26 protein-coding genes are annotated in these 22,205 nt (G+C 58.5%); 18 read left to right on the forward strand and 8 right to left on the reverse strand.

From position 1 onward, the window contains the following. Window positions 1-62 precede the first annotated feature (62 nt). Window positions 63-491 (forward strand): signal peptidase II, encoded by a 429-nt coding sequence (gene lspA, locus DXX99_RS06575; protein WP_165847749.1) that lies wholly within the window; start codon window positions 63-65, stop codon window positions 489-491. A gap of 2 nt (window positions 492-493) precedes the next feature. Continuing rightward, window positions 494-1,489 (forward strand): RluA family pseudouridine synthase, encoded by a 996-nt coding sequence (locus DXX99_RS06580; RefSeq protein WP_115792773.1) that lies wholly within the window; start codon window positions 494-496, stop codon window positions 1,487-1,489. On the opposite strand, the gene comA is transcribed toward DXX99_RS06580, so the two are convergent. Then, complete coding sequence (gene comA, locus DXX99_RS06585) at window positions 1,385-2,161, reverse strand: phosphosulfolactate synthase (RefSeq protein WP_115792710.1); 777 nt, start codon at window positions 2,159-2,161, stop codon at window positions 1,385-1,387. The two genes, DXX99_RS06580 and comA, sit on opposite strands and share 105 nt — an antisense overlap. A 58-nt stretch (window positions 2,162-2,219) precedes the next feature. Next, the gene (locus DXX99_RS06590) at window positions 2,220-3,413 is read right to left on the reverse strand and encodes an MFS transporter (protein ID WP_165847750.1); all 1,194 of its coding nucleotides are present in this window, start codon (window positions 3,411-3,413) and stop codon (window positions 2,220-2,222) included. 106 nt (window positions 3,414-3,519) lie between these two features. On the opposite strand from DXX99_RS06590, the gene DXX99_RS06595 reads away from it, so the two are divergent. After that, window positions 3,520-3,801 (forward strand): YqhV family protein, encoded by a 282-nt coding sequence (locus DXX99_RS06595; protein WP_115792712.1) that lies wholly within the window; start codon window positions 3,520-3,522, stop codon window positions 3,799-3,801. On the opposite strand, the gene DXX99_RS06600 is transcribed toward DXX99_RS06595, so the two are convergent. Next, window positions 3,798-5,027, reverse strand: a complete 1,230-nt coding sequence (locus tag DXX99_RS06600) for a 2,3-bisphosphoglycerate-independent phosphoglycerate mutase (protein ID WP_115792774.1) — start codon at window positions 5,025-5,027, stop codon at window positions 3,798-3,800. The genes DXX99_RS06595 and DXX99_RS06600 overlap by 4 nt on opposite strands. Window positions 5,028-5,165: 138 nt before the next feature. Between DXX99_RS06600 and rmuC the strand changes: the two genes are divergently transcribed. The 10 genes from rmuC to moaA all read left to right on the forward strand — a co-directional run bounded on the left by rmuC (window position 5,166) and on the right by moaA (window position 15,526). Then, entirely contained in the window at window positions 5,166-6,176 is a 1,011-nt protein-coding gene (gene rmuC / locus DXX99_RS06605) for a DNA recombination protein RmuC (protein ID WP_165847751.1), read from the forward strand. A gap of 40 nt (window positions 6,177-6,216) precedes the next feature. Then, entirely contained in the window at window positions 6,217-6,999 is a 783-nt protein-coding gene (locus tag DXX99_RS06610; RefSeq protein WP_115792714.1) for an ABC transporter ATP-binding protein, read from the forward strand. After that, the gene (locus DXX99_RS06615; RefSeq protein WP_240610851.1) at window positions 6,996-8,912 is read left to right on the forward strand and encodes an AMP-binding protein; all 1,917 of its coding nucleotides are present in this window, start codon (window positions 6,996-6,998) and stop codon (window positions 8,910-8,912) included. Before DXX99_RS06610 ends, DXX99_RS06615 begins: the two co-directional genes overlap by 4 nt. Next, the gene (locus tag DXX99_RS06620) at window positions 8,913-9,791 is read left to right on the forward strand and encodes a branched-chain amino acid ABC transporter permease (protein WP_115792715.1); all 879 of its coding nucleotides are present in this window, start codon (window positions 8,913-8,915) and stop codon (window positions 9,789-9,791) included. 3 nt (window positions 9,792-9,794) lie between these two features. Next, entirely contained in the window at window positions 9,795-10,862 is a 1,068-nt protein-coding gene (locus DXX99_RS06625; protein ID WP_115792716.1) for a branched-chain amino acid ABC transporter permease, read from the forward strand. A gap of 80 nt (window positions 10,863-10,942) precedes the next feature. Continuing rightward, window positions 10,943-12,127 (forward strand): ABC transporter substrate-binding protein, encoded by a 1,185-nt coding sequence (locus DXX99_RS06630; RefSeq protein WP_115792717.1) that lies wholly within the window; start codon window positions 10,943-10,945, stop codon window positions 12,125-12,127. A 58-nt stretch (window positions 12,128-12,185) separates the two neighbouring features. After that, a complete protein-coding gene (locus tag DXX99_RS06635) occupies window positions 12,186-12,977 on the forward strand; it encodes an ABC transporter ATP-binding protein (RefSeq protein ID WP_115792718.1) in 792 nt (263 codons plus the stop codon). Beyond that, on the forward strand, window positions 12,974-14,167 hold the full coding sequence (locus DXX99_RS06640; protein ID WP_115792719.1) for a phenylacetate--CoA ligase family protein: 1,194 nt from the start codon (window positions 12,974-12,976) through the stop codon (window positions 14,165-14,167). The genes DXX99_RS06635 and DXX99_RS06640 overlap by 4 nt, the downstream gene beginning before the upstream one ends. Continuing rightward, window positions 14,146-14,562, forward strand: a complete 417-nt coding sequence (locus DXX99_RS06645; RefSeq protein ID WP_115792720.1) for a YidH family protein — start codon at window positions 14,146-14,148, stop codon at window positions 14,560-14,562. Before DXX99_RS06640 ends, DXX99_RS06645 begins: the two co-directional genes overlap by 22 nt. 13 nt (window positions 14,563-14,575) lie before the next feature. Then, complete coding sequence (moaA, locus tag DXX99_RS06650) at window positions 14,576-15,526, forward strand: GTP 3',8-cyclase MoaA (protein ID WP_115792721.1); 951 nt, start codon at window positions 14,576-14,578, stop codon at window positions 15,524-15,526. Here moaA and DXX99_RS06655 read toward each other — a convergent pair. The 3 genes from DXX99_RS06655 to DXX99_RS06665 are packed head-to-tail and all read right to left on the reverse strand — an operon-like array spanning window position 15,507 to window position 17,048. Next, window positions 15,507-16,271: a DUF72 domain-containing protein gene (locus tag DXX99_RS06655; protein WP_115792722.1), complete on the reverse strand. Its 765-nt coding sequence runs from the start codon at window positions 16,269-16,271 to the stop codon at window positions 15,507-15,509. The two genes, moaA and DXX99_RS06655, sit on opposite strands and share 20 nt — an antisense overlap. A 2-nt stretch (window positions 16,272-16,273) precedes the next feature. After that, entirely contained in the window at window positions 16,274-16,705 is a 432-nt protein-coding gene (locus tag DXX99_RS06660) for an MOSC domain-containing protein (protein ID WP_240610852.1), read from the reverse strand. Window position 16,706: 1 nt separating this feature from the next. Then, window positions 16,707-17,048 carry a hypothetical protein gene (locus tag DXX99_RS06665; protein WP_115792724.1) on the reverse strand — a complete coding sequence of 114 codons (342 nt, stop codon included), beginning with the start codon at window positions 17,046-17,048 and terminating at the stop codon, window positions 16,707-16,709. Between the two features lie 118 nt (window positions 17,049-17,166). Between DXX99_RS06665 and DXX99_RS06670 the strand changes: the two genes are divergently transcribed. Together DXX99_RS06670 and DXX99_RS11525 are read left to right on the forward strand one after the other, a co-directional pair. Next, on the forward strand, window positions 17,167-17,958 hold the full coding sequence (locus DXX99_RS06670) for a tRNA (adenine-N1)-methyltransferase (RefSeq protein WP_115792725.1): 792 nt from the start codon (window positions 17,167-17,169) through the stop codon (window positions 17,956-17,958). Between the two features lie 193 nt (window positions 17,959-18,151). Then, window positions 18,152-18,325, forward strand: coding sequence for a hypothetical protein (locus DXX99_RS11525; protein ID WP_165847752.1), 174 nt, complete (start codon window positions 18,152-18,154; stop codon window positions 18,323-18,325). A 14-nt stretch (window positions 18,326-18,339) separates the two neighbouring features. Here DXX99_RS11525 and DXX99_RS06675 read toward each other — a convergent pair whose 3' ends face one another. Then, window positions 18,340-18,768, reverse strand: a complete 429-nt coding sequence (locus DXX99_RS06675; protein WP_115792726.1) for a universal stress protein — start codon at window positions 18,766-18,768, stop codon at window positions 18,340-18,342. Between the two features lie 111 nt (window positions 18,769-18,879). Here DXX99_RS06675 and queA point away from each other — a divergent pair, with 111 nt between their 5' ends. Beyond that, a complete protein-coding gene (queA, locus tag DXX99_RS06680) occupies window positions 18,880-19,917 on the forward strand; it encodes a tRNA preQ1(34) S-adenosylmethionine ribosyltransferase-isomerase QueA (protein WP_134642962.1) in 1,038 nt (345 codons plus the stop codon). A 21-nt stretch (window positions 19,918-19,938) separates the two neighbouring features. Further along, window positions 19,939-20,322, forward strand: a complete 384-nt coding sequence (locus DXX99_RS06685; RefSeq protein WP_115792727.1) for a hypothetical protein — start codon at window positions 19,939-19,941, stop codon at window positions 20,320-20,322. On the opposite strand, the gene DXX99_RS06690 is transcribed toward DXX99_RS06685, so the two are convergent. Continuing rightward, window positions 20,319-21,248, reverse strand: coding sequence for an L-lactate dehydrogenase (locus DXX99_RS06690; protein WP_115792728.1), 930 nt, complete (start codon window positions 21,246-21,248; stop codon window positions 20,319-20,321). The genes DXX99_RS06685 and DXX99_RS06690 overlap by 4 nt on opposite strands. 135 nt (window positions 21,249-21,383) lie before the next feature. Between DXX99_RS06690 and DXX99_RS06695 the strand changes: the two genes are divergently transcribed. Further along, window positions 21,384-22,199, forward strand: a complete 816-nt coding sequence (locus DXX99_RS06695) for an MqnA/MqnD/SBP family protein (RefSeq protein WP_115792729.1) — start codon at window positions 21,384-21,386, stop codon at window positions 22,197-22,199. The last annotated feature ends 6 nt before the right edge of the window (window positions 22,200-22,205 follow it).

Consider the following 22,205-nt stretch of genomic DNA (forward strand, 5'->3'; position numbering starts at 1 on the left):
GACGTTTGTGGTAAGACTGGGAAAGAGGATGAGGAACTTAAACTGTAGGAGGATGCGGTATTTTGCCCGCTTTCTGGTTTTCTTGCCTCGTTTCTCTGGCAGTAGATCAGATTACCAAGTTCTGGGCTTTAGCTTATCTTTCTCAGCCGGTGGTTGTCATACCAGGGCTCCTTGCCCTGCGCTGTGTGCGCAATCCAGGAGCGGCCTTCGGTTTTCTAGCCTACCAAACCCCCTTACTCATCTTGATAGCCGCGATCGCGAGTCTGGCCCTGCTCCTAGGGTATAAACGCTTGCTGCTAGCCCCTTCGGTGGTGCGCTGGGGTCTGGGCCTTTTCCTGGGGGGCACTTTGGGCAACCTTGTGGACCGGGTCAGGTTCGGCTACGTTGTGGATTTCATCGATCTGAGGTTCTGGCCGGTCTTTAACTTGGCCGATGTGGCCATTGTCACGGGAATGGGGCTCATCCTTTGGTACTGGTGGCGGGGGAGATAGCTTTGATCCTAGCCTGTCGTCTGCAGGTGGAAGAAGAAGAGGCAGGGGTCCGATTGGACGTTTACCTGGCTCGCAATCTCCCGGAGAACAGCCGCTCCTATCTCCAGCGTCTCATTAACGAAGGGTACGTTCAGGTGGGAGGAAGAAAGGTCAAGCCGAGCTACAGGGTTAAGTCAGGGGAAGAAATCATGGTTTTCCTCCCACCGGCCGAGGCCCCGGAGGTGGAGCCGGAACCCATTCCCCTGGAGATAATCTACGAGGACGAGGACCTGCTGGTGGTGAACAAGCCCCGGGGGATGGTGGTACACCCGGGGGCGGGGCACAAGCGGGGCACTCTAGTGAACGCCCTTCTTTATCACTGCCGCAACCTCTCCGGCATAAATGGCGTCTTGCGCCCCGGGATCGTACACCGCCTGGACAAAGATACTTCCGGCCTTCTGGTGGTGGCCAAAAACGACGAAGCGCACCTTTCCTTATCGGCCCAACTCAAGGAGCGGCGAGTACTGAAGGAGTACTGGGCTTTAGTTTACGGGGAAGTAAAGCCAGCTCAAGGACGCATCGAGGCTCCCATCGGGCGCCATCCCCGGCACCGGCAGAAGATGGCAGTGGTGGCCGGGGGGCGGCCGGCGGTCACCCGTTACGAGGTGGTGGAGTACTTTCCCGGGTACACCCTCTTAAAGGTGCAGCCAGAGACCGGGCGCACGCACCAGATAAGGGTGCACCTGCATTATTTAGGGCACCCCATTGTGGGAGATCTGAAGTATGGCCCGGCCCGCCCTCATCTGGGGCTGGAAGGGCAGTTTCTTCATGCCGGGGTGTTGGGCTTCACCCATCCTCGCACGGGGGAGTTTTTGCGCTTCGAAGCTCCTCTCCCTCCAGAGCTGGAGCGGGTCTTAGCCAAGCTTCGCGCGCACCAGGCGGATGGGCCTGGCTCCCAGCCTCTCCAGCAAGAAGAAAGTGTCGCTGCGCAGCCCTCGTCGCAGCGCGGCCAAAGATAGGACCTCTCCCGGAGGCACGTTCCCCAGGTTTACCTCCGGTCCCAGGTGCCGGATAAGGGCCAGTTGCTGGGAAGGAAGGGGAGCTTCCCAGATCAGGCGGCTAGGATCTTCTAACTTTTCCAAGAGGCTCCGGAAGATTCCTTCCTTAATCCTCCCCTGAGCGTCATAAATGCCTGCCCGCCGCCCCTGTTCTCTCCCCTCGATGATTACCCAGTGGGCTCCAGCTTCCAGGTCGGCGGCTATCTGGCGGGCGATTTCGGCCGGGTCGAAAGGGTAAAGGGGATTCTTTTTGCCCACCTCGGTGAGCACAGTGAAGCCTTCCTGGCGGGCGAGCTTTATCAGTCTTTCCCTCATTCGCCTCTCCCAGGACACGGTTCCTTCGGAGATCTCTACGGCCGAAAAACCCAAGTCTAAGAACCGCTCGAGCAAGTGCTCTATCTTCTCTCCCTGCGCCAGCGCGATCTCCAGAAAAGTTCCTCCCGGATAGACTTCTACGCCGAAAGAACGAGCCAAGCTCGTCTTCCGACGTAGCACTTCTTCGCGGTAAAGACCGGCGGTTCCGAAACCCAATTTCAGGAAATGAAAGTAATTGCCGGCCACCTCAAGCAGGTCCTCCAGTTCCCGTATACCTAGCCCTTTATCCAGCACCATGGTGATTCCGCCAGCAGGCAAAGTTTCTCCGCTCCTTTAACTGCGCAAGTCACACGACCAGTGTATGCAAGAAGCGCGGTTAAGGGTGCAGACCGGCGGCTTCGGGCTTGACCAAAAAGAGGGCTAGGGCCGAAAGCAAGCAAAGGGCGGCGGTAAGGCCGAAGGTGAGGGGGAGGGAGTGGGGGATGAGCAGACCAAAGAGGGGAGGCCCACTGGCCGCCCCTAAGAAGCGTACCCCACCGTAAAGGGAGGTCACCAGTCCTCGTGCCTGGGGCCCTGCGCTGGAAGTGGCCAGGGTGTTGAGCGAGCTCAGGGTAGCACCTGCGCCTATCCCGGCGAGACCTGATAAGAGGACCAGCGGTCCGAACTGCCGGGATAAGATGAGCCCGGCAAAAGACAGGGCCATCAAGAGCATACCGGAGAGGGCGAAGAGGCGGGGAAGCCCGCTCCCGGGCTTTATGAGCTTACCGGTTAAGAAAGCGGCGAGACAGGTACAGCCGGTAGGGAAGGCCAGCAGTACTCCTTTCCCCAGCCCTTTTATGCGCCAGGCTGTTTCGAAGTACTCGGAGAGGAAGAAAAGGAGGCCAAATAGGGTGAGTAGAGCGGTAAGGCCGGCTAAGAAAATGCCGGCCAGCCAAACCCCTTTACGCCGCCCTATACCCTTTAAAACTTCCCAGTAGGCTTCCAAGGAGGCCGCTTGGGGGCGGCTTTCAGGTTCGGGAACTGACCACCAGAGGAGGATAAGGAGAGGAAAAACGAAGCAGGGGAAGAGGAAGAAAGGCCAGAAGAAACCGATTAAGCCCGCCGCCGCTCCCAGAAGCGGGCTCAGGATCTTGCCTAGACCGTTGGACGCTTCAAAAAGGCCCAGAACCCGGCTGCGCTTGCTTCCCTGGACTAAATCCCCCACCATGGCCATGGCTACTGGCGCCGTGCCGGCCGCTCCCACACCCTGCACTGCTCGGCTCAGTAGAAGAAAGGTGGAGGCCAGGGCGGGGGAGAGGAAACAACTGAAGCCCGCCCCCAGTCCCCCCAAGGCGTACAAGGCCAGGGCCGGGAGCAGGACCCGGCGCCGGCCTACGCGGTCGGCTAAAAGGCCTGCCCAGGGAATAGAAAGACCGGCGGCCAGGGAAAAAAGGGAAATTACTAAGCCCGTCTGGAAAGTACTCATCCCTAGGGCTTTTTTTAAGCTGGGGAGGACGGGAATGAGCATTGAGTTCCCCAGCACCATGACGAAAGGAACGCCTACCAGAAGCCACGCGCCTTGCTTTTTCATGACCGCTTCTAATATTCCCCGGCGGATAGGGTTTGATACCAGGTCTTTTGGTGCCGGAGCGGACATATCTTTTACCGGGATTTCGGCCTTTACGGAGGATGAAGCCTTGTTTCGAGTTCACGATCCGGTGGTGTGGGGCATGGCTTCCTTACGCTTTCTTTCCTCTATCCTGGAATTCACCTGTGCTTTGCTCATGCTTTACTGGGGCCGGGTAGAAGCGGCGCTCAAGGTCAACGCCCTTATGAGCTTGGTGGGCCCCAGTATCCTCTTTCTGGTCACCCTCCTGGGCCTGGCGGGCCTGGCCGGTCGTATCTCCCCCCTCAACCTCCTTTACCTCCTGGTAGGAGTGGGGTTTATCTTTTGGGGGCTGCGGGGGCTCAATCTTTAAGCGCTGAACTTGGCCAGGCGGTGGGCATGGGCCAGCATAAGGTTCATGTTGTAGAGCAGGGGGAAGTGCCCTAGAGCTCCCTGCGCGCAGTCTCGCTCGCCGAAGCCGGTAGTATCCCGGTGGTAGCGGGCCCAGCGAGAGTAGAGCAAGTAGGGTACGGGGTGCCAACTGTGTGCCCGGTGGAGGGCGGGGGTACTGTGGTCGCCGGTAATCACCAGGACGTCGGGCTTGAGTTCCATTATCTGAGGTAGATACCGGTCGAACTCTTCGATAACCTTAATCTTCCCTTCCCAGTCGCCGTCCTCTCCCCGCGAGTCGGTGGCCTTCACGTGGAAGAAGAAAAAGTCGTAGCTGGGCCAAGACTCTCTCAGGACGGCGAGCTGATAAGCCAAGCTTTCCTCCTTTACCGGCAAGACTTCCATCCCCACCAGCGCAGCCAGCCCCCGATACATGGGGTAGAGGGCTATGGCGGCGGCCTTCAGGCGGAAGCGCTCGCCAAAAAGCTTGAGGTGCGGGCGCTGGGAGAAGCCGCGCAGCAAGGCGAAGTTGGTGGCGGGTTCCTCCTGGAGCACTTCGGCCAGCTTGTTGAGAAATATGGTGGCCAGCCGGGCGGTCTTTTCGGCTTCCGGAACCAGGGGCTGCGGGGGTAAAGGGGGGACCTCCACCTCTTGCGGGTCGGTATCCGCTACTCGAGGATCGAGCCCCGGACCGCGAAAAACCACCACGAAGCGGTGCTCTTTTACCGGGCGGATTAGGACCTCCACGTCTTCTATCTTTTGAATTTTCTCTTGTAAGCGTCGGCAGACGGAGGCGGTATGTTCGGTGGAGGGGCGCCCGGCGCGGCGGTCTACGATGATGGGGCCCTGGGGGGTGAAGCGGGCCGTGGCGAAATTTCCTCTTATCGCTATATCACCCGGCTCTAACGGGAAGTCAATTCCCAACGCTTCCAGCACTCCCCGGCCGATGACGTACTTGATCGGGTCATAGCCGAAGAGAGCCAGGTGTCCAGCGCTCGACCCCGGGGTGATACCTGGAAGGACAGGGTGGGCTAGGCCCAGTTCCGAGACGCGGGCCAGGGCGTCTAGATTGGGCTTATGGGCCGCCTCCAACTCCGTCTTCCCTTCTCTCTCCGGCAAAGGAAGGCCTCCCAGCCCGTCAAGCACCACCAGTACCATCTTGGTGTCGGCGGGATGGACGAGTTCCTCCAGCAGCTTTTCTTGATCCAAAGAGAACCCATCTCCTTTCGGGCAAAACTTTTTTCCATTGTACCACGCTTAACGCCTTCTCATGTCTGGGGGCTAGACTTTGAACCCTCAAGCCGGGTAAAATCCTTAGTTAACAAGAGACCGGAGGAGAGAGGGTCCGTGAGCGTAGAAGCGGTACTTGTGCTGGTGGGGATCCCGCTCCTCTTCTTCCTAGCCTGGCAGGTGAAAAAGGTGGGAGAGCGCCTGCACTGGCTGGAGGAGCAGCAAAGCGCCTTACGGCAGAGTCTCCAAGGTATTAGTACCGATCTGGCTCGTACGGGAACCCTCACAGGTAGCCTGCAAGAAGTGACGCACCGGCTGGGGCAAGAATTAGGCCGGGCCCTGGAGTTGCTGGCCGAGCTGCGAGGACATACGCACGCCCAGGCGGAAAAGGGAGGGCAAATGTTGGAGGTGCTGCGGCGCCTGGAGTTGGTCCTGGCGGGTAGCCGCAGCAAGGGGGCGGCGGGGGAAAATGTCCTGGACCTCCTCTTCTCCCAGCTCCCTCCGGAATGGCAGGTGCGCAATTTCCGCGTGGGCAACCGGGTGGTGGAGTTTGGCCTGCGCCTACCCAATGGTTTGGTGCTGCCCATCGACAGCAAGTGGCCGGCCACCAACCTGCTGGAAGAGTTCCACCAGGCCGAGGATCCTGAAAAGCGACAAAGGATCAGACGGCAAATTGAGGAGGTGGTGGTGGCTAAAGCGCGGGAACTCAAGAAATACCTCGATCCTTCCCTCACCCCCAACTTTGGGCTGGTAGTAGTGCCCGATGCCGTGTTCGAGCTGAGTAGCGGGGTTCAGTCTCTGGTCTACCAGTTCAACGTGGTGCTGGTGAGTTACAGTCTCTTCTTTCCCTACCTCCTGCTGATCTACCAGGTAGTGCTGCGGTACGCTCGCAGCCTGGATCTTCGGCGCTTGGACGCCGCCCTGTCCTCCCTAGAGGAAGGGCTGCGCGGTCTGCAGGAAGAAGTGGAGGGCCGGATAGCCCGGGCCCTCACCATGCTCGTCAACTCCCAGCAGGATATGCGGGTCTGGCTGGGTCGGGTGGCGGCAGGCCTTAACTCTCTGCGGTCTGGAGTGGCGGTTTTAGAAAACGGTGAGGCTGAGAGGATTTTCGGGACGAGAGTGGAATAATCGTCAATTATAATCCGAGAAGCAAAGGAGTTTCGGCCCCTTGCAGCAGGAACTTCTGGTGGTAGAGAACTTGTCACTTCATTTCGGCGGCGTGGCGGCTTTAACCAACATTGATCTTACCGTGCGAAAAGGGGAGATTTTGGCCATAATCGGCCCTAACGGGGCCGGTAAGACCAGCTTCCTTAACTGCATAAGCGGCCTTTACCGTCCCTCTGGCGGCCGCATCTTTTTTGAAGGGCGGGACATCACCCGCCTGTCCCCCCACCGGCGGGCCGCTCTGGGAATAGCCCGCACCTTCCAAAACATAGAGCTTTTCAAGCACATGACCGTTCTGGACAACATCATGCTGGGGCGTCACGTTCACCTGCGCTCCGGCATACTGGCGGGGGGCATTTACTGGGGCCTAGCTCAGAAGGAGGAGGTACGCCACCGCCGCCGGGTAGAAGAGATCATCGACTTTTTGGAGATCGAGTTTATAAGGAACCGGGTGGTGGGCTCTCTGTCTTACGGGCTGCAAAAGCGGGTGGAGCTGGCCCGGGCCCTAGCGCTGGAACCGAAGCTTTTGCTCCTGGATGAGCCTATGGCGGGGATGAACGTGGAAGAGAAGGAGGATATGGCCCGCTTCATCCTCGATATAGCGGAGGAGTGGGGGGTTACCCTGGTGCTCATCGAGCACGACATGGGAGTGGTCATGGATCTTTCAGACCGGGTGGCGGTTTTCGATTTCGGCCGTAAGATCGCCGAGGGTCTGCCGGAAGAAATTAAACAGAATCCCCGGGTGGTGGAGGCCTACCTGGGGGGGCAGCTGGCAGAGGAGGCATGAGAGCAGTCAAGATGCGGGAAGAGACTTTTCCTCAGCTCCTGTACCGCAACGCGCAGCGTTTCGGCAAGCGGGTGGCCCTGCGGGAAAAGGAGTTCGGCATATGGCAGACGATTACCTGGGAAGAGTATCTCGACCATGTGCGCCGCTTCTGTCTGGGGCTTTGTGCCCTGGGCTTTAAGCGGGGGGATAAGCTGGCCATCATAGGAGACAACCGTCCGGAATGGGTGTACGCTGAGCTGGCGGCCCAGGCAGCCGGCGGGGTGGCGGTGGGCATCTACCAGGACTCACTCCCGCGCGAGGTAGCCTATATCGTCTGCCACTCCGATGCCCGTTTCGTAGTGGCGGAAGACCAAGAGCAGGTAGACAAGCTTCTAGAGGTCAAAGGGGAGTTGCCGCACCTGGAGAAGGTCATCTACTACGAACCCCGGGGCCTGCGCAACTACCGCGATCCTTTGCTCCTTTCTTTTCCCGAAGTGGAGAAAATGGGGGAGGAGCTGGCTAAGAAGCGGCCGGGCCTTTTTGAGGCTATGGTGGCCGAAGGGAAAGGGGACGATTTGGCGGTAATCGCTTACACCTCGGGCACTACCGGTCCTCCCAAGGGAGCTATGCTCACCCACCGCAACATGCTGAGCATGGCGCGTAACCTCATGGCGGTGGACCCGCTGGAGCCGGGGGACGAGTACCTTTCTTTCCTCCCGCTGGCCTGGATGGGGGAACAAATGATGACCGTCTCTTCCGCCCTCTGGGTGGGCTTTACGGTCAACTTCCCGGAGGAAACGGATACGGTAAGGGAGAACCTGCGGGAGATCGGCCCCCATGTGATGTTCTCTCCTCCCCGCATTTACGAAGATTTGGTATCCAGTATTCAGGTGAAGATGGAGGACTCCACTTGGCTTAAGCGTAAGCTCTATCACTTCTTTCTGCAGGTGGGCTACCGGGTGGCCGATACCCGCTTTGCCAAGAAGACCCCTTCCTTGGGCCTAAGGGTACTGAACGCCTTGGGAGAGTTTTTGGTTTTCAGCGCCATAAAGGATCATCTGGGGTTCTGTCGGTTACGGCGAGCCTACACGGGCGGGGCGGCCCTGGGGCCGGATGTCTTCCGCTTTTTCCACGCCATAGGAGTCAACCTCAAACAGATCTACGGCCAGACGGAGATTGCCGGCATTTCCGTGGTGCACCGGGACGGGGACATTAAGTTTCACACGGTGGGCAAGCCCCTGCCGGAGACGGAGATCTGCATTTCCCCTGAAGGAGAGATTTTATCCCGCAGCCCGGCGGTGTTCGTCGGTTACTATAAAAATCCCGAGGCCACGGCGGAAGCTTTGGCTGACGGCTGGCTGCACTCTGGCGATGCGGGATACCTGGATGAAGACGGGCATCTGGTGGTCATCGATCGGTTAAAAGATGTGATCCGGCTAGAGGATGGGAGTATCTTCTCTCCTCAGTACATAAGCAACCGTCTAAAGTTCTCCCCCTACATAAAGGAGGCGGTGGTAATAGGGCAGGACCGGCCTTACGTGGTCGCCCTTATAAATATCGATCCGGCTAACGTGGGGCGCTGGGCGGAGACCCACCGCATTCCCTACACTACCTATGTGGACCTCACCCAAAAGCCAGAGGTGCAGGAGCTCATCTGCAGAGAGGTGCGCCGGGTAAACCAAGAGCTCCCTCCGGCGGTGCGGGTGAAGAAATTCGTCATCCTGCACAAGGAGCTAGATGCCGATGACGAGGAGCTTACCCGTACCCGCAAGGTGCGCCTGGGGTTTGTGGCAAGAAAGTACGCCGAGCTCATAGAGGGGATGTACGCCGGGGCCAAGGAGATTCCGGTGGAAGCCAAGGTGAAGTACCGGGACGGAAGGGAAGGTATAGTCAAGACCCAGCTCAGGGTGCTGGAGCCGGAGGAGGGGAAATAGATGTTCTGGCAGCTTTTGCTTACCGGTCTGGCCATAGGCAGTATTTACGCTCTGGTGGCTTTGGGCTTTGTACTGATCTACAAGGCCAGCGGCTGTCTCAATTTCGCGCAGGGAGAGTTTTTGCTGCTGGGAGCCTATGTGGCTCTGACCTTGGTGACAACCTACAAAGTCCCCTTCCTTCCCGCCGTAATTCTGACCCTGGCGGTGGCTGCGCTGGCGGGGCTTGTGGTGGAACGGTTAGTTTTGCGCCCCCTCATCGGGGAGCCGGTGATTTCAGTTATCATGGTGACTCTGGGTTTGTCCGCCTTAATGCGCGGTATATTCCAAGCCCTTTGGGGAACCGACACCCGCGTCTTTCCCCCGATTTTCCCCCAGGAGCCGGTATCCTTAGGTGGGGTGAGCGTTTCGGCCGTTTACCTGTGGTCGCTGGGATTGGCCGTACTCCTTTTACTCTTGCTTTCCCTCTTTTTCAAGTTCACCACTACCGGTATTGTGATGCGGGCGGTGGCGGATGACCAGCAGGCGGCCCTTTCGGTGGGCATAAGTGTCAAGCGAGTTTTCGGGATCACTTGGGCCATCGCAGCGGTAGTAGCGGCGGTGGGAGGCATTCTCCTGGGCAACATCAACGGGGTCAACGCCTCCTTAGCCTCTCTGGGGCTTAAGGTCCTGCCGGTGGTGATCTTGGGAGGACTAGAAAGCGTGCCCGGCGCCGTGGTAGGAGGCTTTGTCATCGGCCTCATCGAAAGCTTTGTGGGCGGATACCTCGACCCCTTGGTAGGTGGAGGGCTCAGGGAAGTGGTTCCCTTCGTCATTTTGCTCCTGGTGTTGCTGGTGAGGCCCTACGGGCTCTTTGGCGAGGAAATCATCGAAAGGGTGTAGAGGATGCGGTTACGCTTTCCCTGGACGACCAACTGCGGCCTTTTCTTCACCCGCTACGAGGAAGACCAGGCTTTTCTCCCCTCGCGAGCGGCCAAAATTAAAGTGCTCTGCCTTTTCGCTCTGCTTCTGGCCCTTCCCTGGCTGGTTGGACCTTATCCTCTGCGCATAGCTAGTCAGGTGGCCATCATGGCCCTGGGAGCGGTGGGACTTAATCTGCTCACCGGCTTTGCCGGGCAGATATCGGTGGGGCACGCTGCCTTTATGGGCGTGGGAGCCTATGCGGTGGGGGCGCTTACCACCAAGCTGGGGCTTTCCTTCTGGTTGGCCTTACCTCTGGGCGGGCTGGCGGCGGCTCTGGTGGGGGCTTTTTTTGGCCTTCCTTCCCTGCGCTTGAAAGGGCTTTACTTGGCCATAGCAACCCTGGCGGCTCAGGTTATACTGGACTTTGCCTTTGTGCGGCTTGAACCCATAACCGGAGGGGCAGCCGGGCTGGTTCTTACCCCCCCGAGCCTAGGACCTCTCTCTTTGGCCGACGACACCGTCTTCTACTACGTAACCTTGGCCCTGACGATGGCCGGGGTCATCTTCGCCCTTAACCTTTCCCGCAGCCGGGTAGGGCGAGCCTTCATGGCCATAAGGGATCGGGATTTGGCCGCGGCCATGCTGGGGGTGGACCTCTTCGGCTACAAGCTCCGGGCCTTCTTCCTGAGCTCCTTCTACGCCGGCCTGGCGGGAGGAATGTTGGCCGCTTATACCCGTGTGGTCACCCCGGAGCAGTTCACCCTGGACGTTTCCATCCAATTTCTGGCTATGATCGTCATCGGAGGACTGGGAGACGTCCTGGGCTCGGTTTACGGGGCGGCCTTCGTTTCCTTGCTCCCCATAGCCTTGAGTTACCTGGCTCAAGCCCTGCAGGGCGTCCTCCCCCAGATGGTCAACCTTCTCTCGGCCTGCCAGACAGCTCTTTTCGGTTTAGTGATCATCCTCTTTTTGATCTTCGAGCCTCAGGGCCTGGCCAAGCTCTGGCGGCACATTAAAGACTACTTCCGCCTGTGGCCCTTTTCTTACTAAGGGGAGGTGGGAGTCTTCTTGAAGTGTACGGGTGGAGGCTGCAGACCTAAGCCAAACATTCCGGACAAGGAGGGAAGAAGATGCAGCGTTACCGGTGGTTGATTTTGGCGGTTATGGTTTTGGGGTTGGTGGTGGTTGCCGGCTGTGGTGGCAAAGGTGCCGCTCCCTCGGCCGAAGGTCCCATTAAGATCGGCGGGATCTTCGACCTTACCGGCGCCACTTCCGATGTAGGAGTCCCTTACGCTGAGGGTGTGCGGGCTTACATCGACTATGTGAACCAGCACGGCGGTATTAACGGCCGCAAGGTGGAGCTCAAGGAGATTGACTACGCCTACGACAAGAATCGGGCGGTAGAGGCCTACAACCGCCTGGTGAAGCAGGAGCGGGTCATCGCCATACTGGGATGGGGGACGGGCGATACCGAGGCGCTGAAAAGCATGATCGCCGCTGACAAGATCCCTTACATCTCTGGCTCTTACGCGGAAAGCCTGGCGGATATCAAGACCTGCCCTTACAACTTCCTGGTGGCGGCTTCTTATTCCGATCAGGCCAAGGCGGCCCTCAAGTGGATCAAAGATAACTGGAAGGGTCAGGGACCGCCTAAAGTGGCCTTTGTTTACAACGATACTCCCTTCGGCCGCTCTCCCATTGACGACGCCAAGAAGTTTGCCAAGGAGATAGGGATAGAGGTAGTAGGGGACGAGATAGTGGGGCTGACCGCGCTGGACGCCACCCCGCAGATGCTCGACCTTAAGAACAAGGGGGCCGACTTCGCCATCGTCCAGGGCACTTCCAACTTGGCCGCTACCACGCTAAAGGACGCCAAAAAGTTGGGGCTCAAGACCCAGTTCATTGGGCTCAACTGGGCGGCGGATGAAAAGGTGATCAAGCTGGCCGGCCCGGCGGCGGAAGGTTACATCGGGGTCATACCCTTCGCCTTCCCTTATGACAATGCTCCCGGGCTCAAGACCATTAAGGAGTACCTGGCTTCTAAAGGGCAGAAGCTGGAGGATAAAAACCAGAAGTTTATCCAGGGCTGGGTCTCGGCCATGATCATGCTGGAAGGGGTGAAGCGGGCCGGCAACAATCTTACCGGAGAGGGAGTGCGCAAGGGCCTAGAGAGTTTGAAAGACTTCGACACCGGTGGATTGTCTGCCCCCATAACCTTTACCGCCACCAGCCACCGGGGTACGGATCGCATACGGCTAGCCAGGGTGGAAAACGGCAAGTTTGTATATATCACCGACTGGATAAGCTGCAGGTAGGGACAGGGGGGTGCTTAGAGGCGCCCCCCAAAAATACTCTCAAGAAGGGGGTGCAGCCTTGCTAGAGCTCAACAACGTAGAGGTGATCTACGACCGCGTGGTGCTGGTGCTCAAGGGGCTTTCGCTTAAAGTGCCCCCGCACAGCATCGTGGCCCTGCTGGGGGCCAACGGTGCTGGGAAGACCACTACCCTCAAGGCTATCTCCGGTCTTTTGCAAGTGGAACGGGGTAAGGTTACCGACGGGCAGGTCATCTTTCAGGGAGAGGATATCACTAATTGGGACCCGGAAAAGGTGTCCCGTAAAGGAATCTTTCATGTCTTGGAGGGAAGACATGTCTTCGAGCACCTCACGGTGGAGGAAAACCTCCTGGCCGCCACTTGTCTCAGGCGCGATCGCCAGGGTATAAAAGAGGACCTGGAGAAGGTCTACTCCTATTTTCCCCGTCTTAAGGAACTGCGACGGAAGATAGCCGGTTACCTTTCCGGTGGGGAGCAGCAGATGCTGGCCATAGGCAGGGCTTTGATGTCTCGTCCGCACCTTGTTCTGCTGGACGAGCCTTCTTTGGGCCTTTCGCCCCTGTTGGTCAGCGAAATCTTCCACATCGTCAAGGAAATAAACCGCCGGGAGCGGACCACCATTTTGGTGGTGGAGCAGAACGCGCGGGTGGCCTTGTCGGTGGCCGATTACGCTTACGTCATGGAAAACGGGCGTATAGTCCTGGAAGGAGAACCGGAGAAGCTTAGAGAAAATGAAGATGTGCGGGAGTTCTATCTGGGGCTTACGCCGGAAGGGCGCAAGAGCTACCGAGAGGTCAAACACTACAAACGGCGCAAGAGGTGGCTGTCGTGAGCTTTTTAAGCTTCCAAGAATTCATCCGCTACGCCTACGAACGAGCTCCGGCGATAAGGGAGCGCTTTGACCGGGCAGGGCTCAGGCCGGAAGATGTGAGCTCCCCGGCCGATCTCCCTAGGCTCCCCCTTTTGCGCAAGACGGAGTTGGGGGAGCGCCAGCAGGCCGAACCCCCCTTCGGAGGTTTCTTAGCTGCTCCAGTTTCCCATCTGCGCCGCATCTTCGTCTCCCCCGGGCCCATCTACGACCCGCAGGGGAGGGAAGAGGACTACTGGCGCTGGGAAGAGGCACTGAGCACCGCCGGCTTCGGCCCGGGAGACATCGTGCAGGTCACCTTCTCTTACCATCTCACTCCGGCTGGCTTCATGTTCGACGAAGCTCTGCAAAAACTGGGCTGCGTGGTGGTCCCGGCCGGGGTAGGAAATACTGAGCTGCAGGTAAAGGTGATGCGCGACCTAGGGGTTACCGGCTACGTCGGGGTGCCAAGCTTCCTTTACTCTCTTCTCAAGAAGGCGGAGGAGATGAACCTGGTAGGGGAGCTCAAGCTTCGGCGGGCTTGGGTGACGGCCGAGTATTTGGCCCCGGAGCTCCGAGAGCTTTTACGGAGCAAATACGACGTAGAGGTTTTCCAGGGCTACGGGACGGCGGACGTGGGCTGTGTGGCCTACGAGTGTCCGGTTAAGCAAGGGATGCACCTGGCTCAAGGAGTCATCGTGGAGATAGTGGATCCGGATACAGGGCAGCCGGTGGGAGAAGGGGAGGTGGGTGAGGTGGTGCTAACCTTGATGGATGCCACCTATCCTCTCCTGCGGCTAGCTACCGGTGACTTGAGCGCCTTCATAACCGAGCCCTGTCCCTGCGGACGCCCGGGCAGGCGCCTAGCGGGGGTGCTGGGGCGTACGGCGGCGGGAGTCAAGGTGCGGGGTCTTTTCCTTTACCCCCATCAAGTCAAGGCTCTGGCCCAGGAGTTTCCGGAAATCAAAGCCTTGCGGGCCGTGGTCACCCAGCACGATTTTAAAGATGAACTCACCTTGGAGGCGGAGCTGGCGGAAGGGGTAGAGCCTAAGGAGGAGCTGGCAGAGCGCTTGGCGGCCCGCGCCAAGGAGGTTATGCGTTTGCGCAGCCGGGTGGTTTTCGTTCCGCCGGGAACGGTAGGAGAAGAGTTGATATGCGACCGGAGGAGCCGGTAGATAAGGGGAAGAAAGAGGAAGAGTACCTCACCGTGCGGGCGCACGTGCGGGCTCACCTGGCCAACGAGCGCACTTTTCTGGCCTGGGTGCGCACCTGCCTGGCGCTTATCGCTTTTGGTTTCGTGCTGGTTCGTTGGACTTCTCTCATAGAGATGGCCTCTCCGACCGGGGCTGCACGGGCTGGCGGGGGGCACTTGAAAATAATGGGGGAGATACTGCTGGGCGGGGCGGCGGTACTCCTAGTGCTGGCCACCATTCGCTTTCTCTGGGTGCGGCGGCAGCTCATCCTGGGAGTCTACCGTCCCACGGTGACGCTCGACCTGGTAGCGGTGGCTTTCCTTCTGATAATCACCGTGCTGTTAGCCTTTTTCTCCCACGGCACCCTCCCCCATTAAGAGGGGCGATACTTTGAAGGTCAACTACTTACGGGTGTCGGTGACCGATCGCTGTAACCTGCGCTGTCGTTACTGCCTGCCGCCAGAAGGGGTAAAGACAGTGGCGCACGCGGAAATCTTGCGCTTCGAGGAAATCACCCGGATAGTGAGGGCCGCCACCCGCATAGGAGTAAGGAAGGTAAGGCTTACCGGCGGAGAGCCTTTGGTGCGCAAAAATCTTTCCTCTCTGGTGGCCCAGCTGGCAGCTGTCGAGGGGATCGACGATTTGGCCCTTACTACCAACGGGATTCTTCTGGCGGCGCAGGCCAGGGAACTGGCGGCAGCGGGGCTTAGGCGGGTGAACGTGAGCCTCGACACCCTAGACCCCCACCGCTACCGCTTCATCACGCGGGGAGGAGAACTTATCCGGGTGTGGGAGGGAATCGAACTAGCCTTAGAGCTGGGGCTTGAGCCGGTCAAGCTCAACGTGGTGGTCATAAAAGGGTTTAACGAAGACGAACTTATCAAGCTGGCTGCTCTTTCCCTGGAACGTCCTTTGCACGTCCGTTTCATCGAGCTCATGCCTTTTGGTCCGGCCCGTGCCTGGTTTCGGGAGGCCTTTCTGAGCGCGGCGGCAGTGCGAGCGCGACTGGAAAAACATTTCGGTCCCCTGCTTGAGGTGAAAAAACTACAGGGTGCTGGCCCGGCCTGTTACTATCGGATTCCCGGAGCGCAGGGTACCGTAGGATTCATTGCCGGCATGAGCGGACACATCTGCTCCCGCTGCAACCGTCTGCGTCTGAGCGCCACCGGTATGCTCCACCCCTGTCTTTTCGGAAGAGGGGAGGTGGACCTGAAAGGCCCGTTGCGGGCAGGAGCAGGGGAAGAAGAGCTGGTGCGCCTTCTGGCTCAAGCGATAGTCTTGAAGCGCTCCCGCCCTTCCTCCTTGCCGGAGATAGACCACCTTAGCCGCCTGGGGGGTTAAGGGCCTTCACCAACTCCCTTAATTCCCGAGCGTTGGCCACGGCGTAACCGGCGGCGTCGTTGTTGAAGAAGGCGTAGACGTCTCTCCCGGTGTTCAGCTGCTGGCGGATGACTTGCGCCCAGCGGTTCAGTATTTCGGTGGGGTAGCAGGAGGCGTAGAGTCTCTCGTGTCCATGGAAGCGGAGGTAGACGAAATCAGCGGTCACCTCCTCCACGCAGGGCCAGCGGGGAGCGTCGGCCCAGCAGAGGGCGAAGTTGAAGCGGCGCAGAAGCGCGTATGTCTCGTTGCGGAACCAGGAGGGATGACGGAACTCGAAGGCGTGCCGGCAGTTACTGGCCACCGGGTGGCTTTTCAGCAGCCGACAGAAGCTTTCCAGGCGCTCCTCCTCGGCACGAGCTCCGGGAGGGAGCTGCCAGAGAACAAGGTGAAGCTTTTCTCCCAGCAGAGAAGCATGGGCCAAAAAACGGTCTAGCTCCTCTTCTACTTCCCGCAGGCGCTTTCGGTGGGTGATGTTCTGGTGCCCCTTTACGGCAAAGGCGAAAGCCGGTGGGGTTAGCTCCTGCCACTTTTTCCAAGTGGAGGGTCGGGGCAAGCGGTAGAAGGTCACGTTGAGCTCCACGGCGTTGAACTCCCGGGCGTAAAAAGAAAGCCACTTGTCGCGCTCGAGCTCCAGCGGGTAAAATTTCCCCCGCCAGTGCGAGTAGCTATAGCCACTCGTTCCTAGGAAGAACCGACCTTCCTTCACGGCTACACTTGCTCCACCGGATCTCCTTGGCGCACTAAACCGCCTTTGACCACCCGGCAGAAGATCCCATCTGTAGGCAGAAGGCGCAACCCGTGATAGGAGTAGTGGTGGGGTTTTGCTTCTTTGCCCCGCTGCACTACTTCCAGAAGAGCTTCTCCCACCCGCAGCCGGTCGCCTGGTTGAAGCTGATCCAGATCCAGATCGCGCACCACCAGGTTTTCGGCGAAGACCCCGGGGCGGTAAGGTAGACCGTACGCGCGGGTAAGCTGCAGGGCCTTCTCTTCGTTAAGAAGGGAAAGCTGCCTCTCCGTACCGGCGTGGGCGTCCCCTTCCAGGCCCCAGTCGGCCACCAGCTTCCCCATCTCCACCGGTTCCTTGGCGGTTCCCTTCTGCCCGCTGAGGCACACTGCTACCAAGGTTCCGCGCCGAGGCAAGTTATTCCTCGATCTCGGGGATGAGCACATCCAGGGTCACCTGCACCTTTCTGTTCGTAGGGTTTTTCACCCGTGCTCGGAAGGTGGACTTTTTAAGCAGGCACTGCCAGAGGGTAACCCCCTCGTGGCAGGCGGTCTTGTCGGTAGCTACCCAGTTCGAGTCCTGGTTCTCCTCCAGGGTGAGGATGAGTTTCCCGTCGGTTTTGATGCGGAAGTTGGCGTTGAGTAGCCGGCTTTTGAGCTCGGGGAAAACCTTTTCTTCTCCGGGGTTGAGCACGAGCTCACTGGCCAGGTTATGGATTATCGGCTTCATTCCCGGGGGAAGCAAAAGCTCTTCTTCCACTTCTTTTCCTCCTTACTACCAAATTCTCAAGCTTCGCTTGCTTCTATTTTGCTCCCTTCTTGGCCTGGAGGCAAGGGGCTTGTTAAACTTATCGGAGAAGTAGGGAGGGGGGAAAGGTTTGGTTTTCAAGGAAGGCGACCTAGTGATACTTGTCGATCCCAAAGGGAGTTATTTTTTGCAACGACTGACCCCAGGTAAAAGGTTCCACACCCACCGGGGCTACATCGACCACGACCAAATTATAGGGGCTCCGGCCGGCACCGTGGTAAAGTCTTCTCTGGGACGCGAGTTTTTGGTATTCTATCCCTCTACTAAGGAGTACACCCTCAACATGCCGCGTAAAAGCGGGATTATCTATCCCAAGGATGTGGCTACTATCTTGGTCTGGGCAGATATTTTCCCCGGAGCGAGGGTTCTCTGCGGTGGGGTGGGGAGTGGAGCTTTGCTCATAGCCGTTTTGCGCCAGGTGGGGCCGACAGGCAGGGTGGTGGCCTACGATGTGCGAGAGGACATGCTGGCCTGGGCAGAGCAGAATGCTAAAAACTTCCTAGGAGAACTTCCTGGGCTGGAGCTCAAGTTGGGGGACATCTACGAGCCTATACCTGAAAGAAATTTCGATCGAGTCTTGCTCGACGTGCCTGAACCTTGGCGGGCCTTGGATACGGTGGAGGCCACCCTCTTGCCCGGTGGAATTTTCTCCGCTTACGTTCCCTCCATCGTTCAGGTGGATCAGTTGGTCAAAGCGCTGGAGGAGAGGGAAAGTTTCGCTTTGATAGAGTCTTTGGAAGTATTGGTACGTCACTGGCAGGTAGAGGGGAAGAGCGTGCGCCCATACCATCGTATGGTAGGGCATACGGGCTTCCTGGTCTTCGCCCGCAAGGTTGTCCGTTCCCCGGGAGAGAGTTGTTAACCTTATGAACACCGGTGTTCAGATTTTAGGCGGCGGCTTTTCCTCCTTGCGGGGAAAAATAAGTGACGGAAAGGGCAGGAGTTGTGGCACGCTTTTTGCAAGAGATAAAAAGCGAAACCCTCTATCGTGGTAGACCGCCGGGGGGGTGAAAACCGGCGGTCGCGCCTAATTTTTCCCGGAGGAGGAAGAGTTGATGAAGGAAAGAGCGTTGGGGTTAGGAGCGGTAAGCGAGAATAAGCAAACCTTCTGGCATCATCTGGCCGATAGAGTCGAGCTTTCTACCACCGACCTTTGGGTTTTGGCTTTGACTGCTGGTTCGCTGGCCTTTCTTTACCTTTTGAGCTTTTTGGCTGCCCGGCTGTCTTAAAGGCTGGGAGCCTTTCACTTCACGATCACAACCGGGCAGGGAGCGAGGGCGATGACCTTAGTGCTCACGCTCCCTAAAAATATTCCTTTGAGGGGGCTCATGCCCCGGCTGCCCATGACTATAAGGTCGTAGCCTTTTTGGGCCGCGTAGTTGGCTATTTCTTGCCCCGCGTCCCCTACTAGCACTACCTTGTCTGCCTGGTATCCTTCTTCCTTAACTATCTTTTCTGCCTCGTCCAGTATCTTTTCCGCAGCCCTCTTTTCGGCCTCCTCCACCTGCTCCCGAGTAAGCCAGGGGCCGTACTCGAAAGTGGGGTCTATCGGCGGTGCCACAGTGAGAATGGTGAGCTTGGCCTGGTTGCTTATCCGCGCCAATTTAATCCCTTCCCGTAGGGCGCGCAGGGAGTTTTCCGAGCCGTCTATCGGCACCAGGATCTTCTGCATGGACGAAAACCTCCTTTAAAGAGCTTGCGATTGGCTTCATTTTAACTTTCGGCTAGAGAATTTGTCAATTGAGACAGACGGAGAGTGTTAAAATAGTGCCTGGAGGTTAAAATGGCGGTGGCGCTTAAGCGCAGCGATTTCGAGTACTATTTGCCCAAGGAGCTCATTGCCCAGGAACCTTTGCCGGAAAGAGACAAGTCGCGTCTCATGGTGGTTTACCGCGACCGGGAGGAGTTCGAGCATCGGCTTTTCCGCGACCTGCCAGAGTACCTGGTGCCCGGGGACGTTCTGGTGCTCAACCGCACCCGCGTTTTGCCGGCGCGCCTTTACGGCGCGAAAGAAGGCACTGGCGGGAAAGTGGAGGTCTTGCTGCTGAGACAGCTGGAACCGGACTTGTGGGAGGTGCTGGTCCGCCCCGGGCGCCGGGTGCCGGAGGGCACCCGGATAGTGTTCGGTGGGGGGCTTTTGCGGGGGGAGGTCCTGAGCCGCCTGGGAAGTGGGGGGAGACTCATCCGGTTTACCTGCGAAGGGGATTTTTTCTCTTTGCTGCACCGGCTAGGGGAGATTCCTCTCCCTCCCTATATAAAAAGGAAGCTGGCTGAGCCGGAGCGCTATCAGACGGTCTACGCTTCTGAGCCTGGCTCGGCTGCCGCGCCGACGGCCGGACTTCACTTCACCCCGGAGCTTTTGCAAAAGCTTCAAGAAAAGGGAGTGGAAGTGGTAACCCTCACCCTGCATATAGGGCTAGATACCTTTCGCCCGGTCAAGGAGGAAGACATAACCGCCCACCGCATGCACTCGGAGGAGTACCATCTCCCGGAGGCTACGGCCGAAGCTGTGAACCGAGCCAAGAGAGAGGGAAGGAGGATAGTGGCGGTGGGGACCACGGTAGTTCGCTGCCTGGAGTCGGTGGCCGACGAGCGGGGACTCGTACGAGCCGGGAGAGGCTTTACTGACCTTTTCATCTATCCAGGCTACCGCTTCAAGGTGATAGACGCCCTGGTGACTAACTTTCACCTCCCCGGCTCCACACTCCTCATGCTGGTGGCGGCTTTTGCCGGGAGGGAAAAAATCCTGCGCGCGTACGCTGAAGCCGTACGCTTGCGCTACCGTTTTTTTAGCTTCGGGGATGCCATGCTAATCCTTTGAAGATAGGTGGTGGCTTAAAAATTGAGCCTGCGCATTTATCGTACTTCACTCACCCCTGAACACCTGGGGCAGGCGGTGGAGCTGTGGTTCAAAAGGCGGGGTTTTGAGACCCAGAGGCTCAAGGACGAGACCGGGGTGGTGGTGCAGGCCCGCAAGGGAGGGACGTGGGCGCAGGTGGCAGGCATGTCCGCCGCCTTTACCGTTTACCTGCGCCCGCGCGGAGAAGGAGTGGAGGTTTCCACTCAAGTCACTCGCTGGCTTGATAAGGCAGCAGCAGGAGCAGCAGGGGTGCTCATCTTTTCTCCCCTCATGCTCACAGCTGGCTGGGGCATCTACCAGCAGAACAAGCTCAAGGAAGAGCTCCTCACCTTTCTCGAATACTATGTGGCCGAGGTAGGCTCTTAGAAACCTACCTCGGCTTGTGCCTTTAGAAGCGTGTCCACCGAGCGCCTGAGCTCTTCTTCTTCCCTGGAAGAAAGGGGGAGCTCAAGGGTGAAGAGTCGTCCTTCTCTGCCCACCACGGTAGGCAGGCTGAAGGCCACCCCTTCGTACCCGTAGGTTCCCTCCACCGGACCGGTGACGGTTAGCACACTATGCTGGTTCTTGAGTATGGCCTCGCAGAGGCGGCGGATCCCGAGCCCGATGGCATAGTAGGTGGCTCCTTTGCGCTCGATGATGCGGTAGGCGGCTTGGCGCACATACTGGTCGATTTGCTCCTTATCTGGCGGTTTTAGGCCGCGCTGTTGACAAAAGTCTTCCAAGGGTATGCCGGCCACGGTGGCCCGGCTCCACAGGAGAACGGCCGTATCTCCGTGTTCGCCGATGACGTAGGCGTGTAGGTTGCGGGCATCCACCCCGGTATACTGGCTTAGGGCGTAGCGGAAGCGGGCGCTGTCTAAAATGGTTCCTGTGCCTAGAACGCGTCGAGGATCGAGGTCGAGCAGGCGCGAGGCCACGTAGGTCAGTACGTCCACGGGGTTGGTCACCATCAGCAAAATGCCCCCTCGCCAGTGGACGGCCAGCTTTCCTGCCACCTCTTTCAGCACGGCCACATTGCGCTGGGTGAGATCGAGCCGTGTCTCACCGGGGCGCTGATTGGCCCCGGCGGCGAAAATAATAAGATCGGCATTGCCGACATCCGAATAATCCCCTGCGTAGATCTTAACCGGGGTAGTGAAGGCGGTGCTGTCTCCCAGGTCCAGGGCTTCTCCTTCGGCTTTGGCGCGATTTACGTCTATGAGCACTATCTCTTCTCCTAGCCCGCTGGCTATAAGCGCGTAGGCGGCAGTGGCTCCTACCGATCCTGCTCCGATGATGGCGATCTTTGCCATAAAGGTCCCCCTTTAGCGTCGTTTACCTTTAGTTTCTCCCGGTGCCGAAGTATTTCCTCCGTTCTGAGGAGGGGGTGAAACGAGTTTTGTAGAAGTCCTGTTAAAGCGAGCCTTGAGGAAAGGAGCGAGCAGTCCTTGGAGCTTACTTTGGCTCACAGCCCGGATGCGGACGACGCCTTTATGTTTGCCGCTCTAAGCCTAGGGAAGATCGACACCCAGGGCTTCACTTTCCGGCACGTGCTGGCCGACATCGAAACGCTCAACCGAGCGGCCAGGGAGGGGACCTACGATCTCTCGGCCATATCCTTCCACGCCTACCCTTATGTGGCCCGGCACTATCTCTTGCTCTCCTGCGGGGCCAGTGTGGGGGATGGTTACGGTCCCGTGGTGGTGACGCGGGAAGAGGTAAAGGGAACTCCTTCCTTGGTGGCCGTTCCGGGGGAGTGGACTACGGCTTACCTGGCCCTCAAACTCTGGTCCCCAGAGGTGCGGACGGTCACTCTTCCTTTCGACCGCATAGGTGAGGCGGTCAAGTCGGGAGAGGTGCCGGCGGGTCTTCTGATTCACGAAGGGCAGCTGACCTATGCCCGTGAGGGGCTAAAACTTGTGGTCGATCTGGGAGTATGGTGGCGAGAAAAAACCGGTCTCCCCCTGCCTCTAGGGGGGAACGTACTGCACCGGCGCCACCAGGAAAAAGCTTCTCTTCTGGCTTCCCTTCTACGCGAAGCCATTGCTTGGTCTCTGGCCCATCGGGAAGAAAGCCTAAACTACGCTCTTTCCTTTGCCCGGGGGCTGGAGCGAAAAGAGGCCGATCGCTTCGTGGGGATGTACGTCAACTCCTGGACGCTCGACTTGGGGCCGAAAGGAAAAGAGGCGGTGAGGCTTTTGCTGGAGGAGGGACACCGCCAGGGAATCATTCCCCATCTTCCACCCTTAGAGTGGGTCGAATGAGGAGGG

Source organism: Ammonifex thiophilus (genome assembly GCF_003368535.1).
Classification (GTDB): domain Bacteria; phylum Bacillota; class Desulfotomaculia; order Desulfotomaculales; family Ammonificaceae; genus Ammonifex; species Ammonifex thiophilus.

Excerpts from the sequence above, each read along its gene's own strand:
- DXX99_RS06590 (WP_165847750.1), bottom strand. The coding sequence starts at position 3,413 with ATGAAAAAGCAAGGCGCGTGGCTTCTGGTAGGCGTTCCTTTCGTCATG.
- DXX99_RS06615 (WP_240610851.1), top strand. The coding sequence starts at position 6,996 with ATGAGAGCAGTCAAGATGCGGGAAGAGACTTTTCCTCAGCTCCTGTAC.
- DXX99_RS06620 (WP_115792715.1), top strand. The coding sequence starts at position 8,913 with ATGTTCTGGCAGCTTTTGCTTACCGGTCTGGCCATAGGCAGTATTTAC.
- DXX99_RS06625 (WP_115792716.1), top strand. The coding sequence starts at position 9,795 with ATGCGGTTACGCTTTCCCTGGACGACCAACTGCGGCCTTTTCTTCACC.
- DXX99_RS06630 (WP_115792717.1), top strand. The coding sequence starts at position 10,943 with ATGCAGCGTTACCGGTGGTTGATTTTGGCGGTTATGGTTTTGGGGTTG.
- DXX99_RS06645 (WP_115792720.1), top strand. The coding sequence starts at position 14,146 with ATGCGACCGGAGGAGCCGGTAGATAAGGGGAAGAAAGAGGAAGAGTAC.
- DXX99_RS11525 (WP_165847752.1), top strand. The coding sequence starts at position 18,152 with ATGAAGGAAAGAGCGTTGGGGTTAGGAGCGGTAAGCGAGAATAAGCAA.
- DXX99_RS06675 (WP_115792726.1), bottom strand. The coding sequence starts at position 18,768 with ATGCAGAAGATCCTGGTGCCGATAGACGGCTCGGAAAACTCCCTGCGC.
- queA (WP_134642962.1), top strand. The coding sequence starts at position 18,880 with ATGGCGGTGGCGCTTAAGCGCAGCGATTTCGAGTACTATTTGCCCAAG.
- DXX99_RS06690 (WP_115792728.1), bottom strand. The coding sequence starts at position 21,248 with ATGGCAAAGATCGCCATCATCGGAGCAGGATCGGTAGGAGCCACTGCC.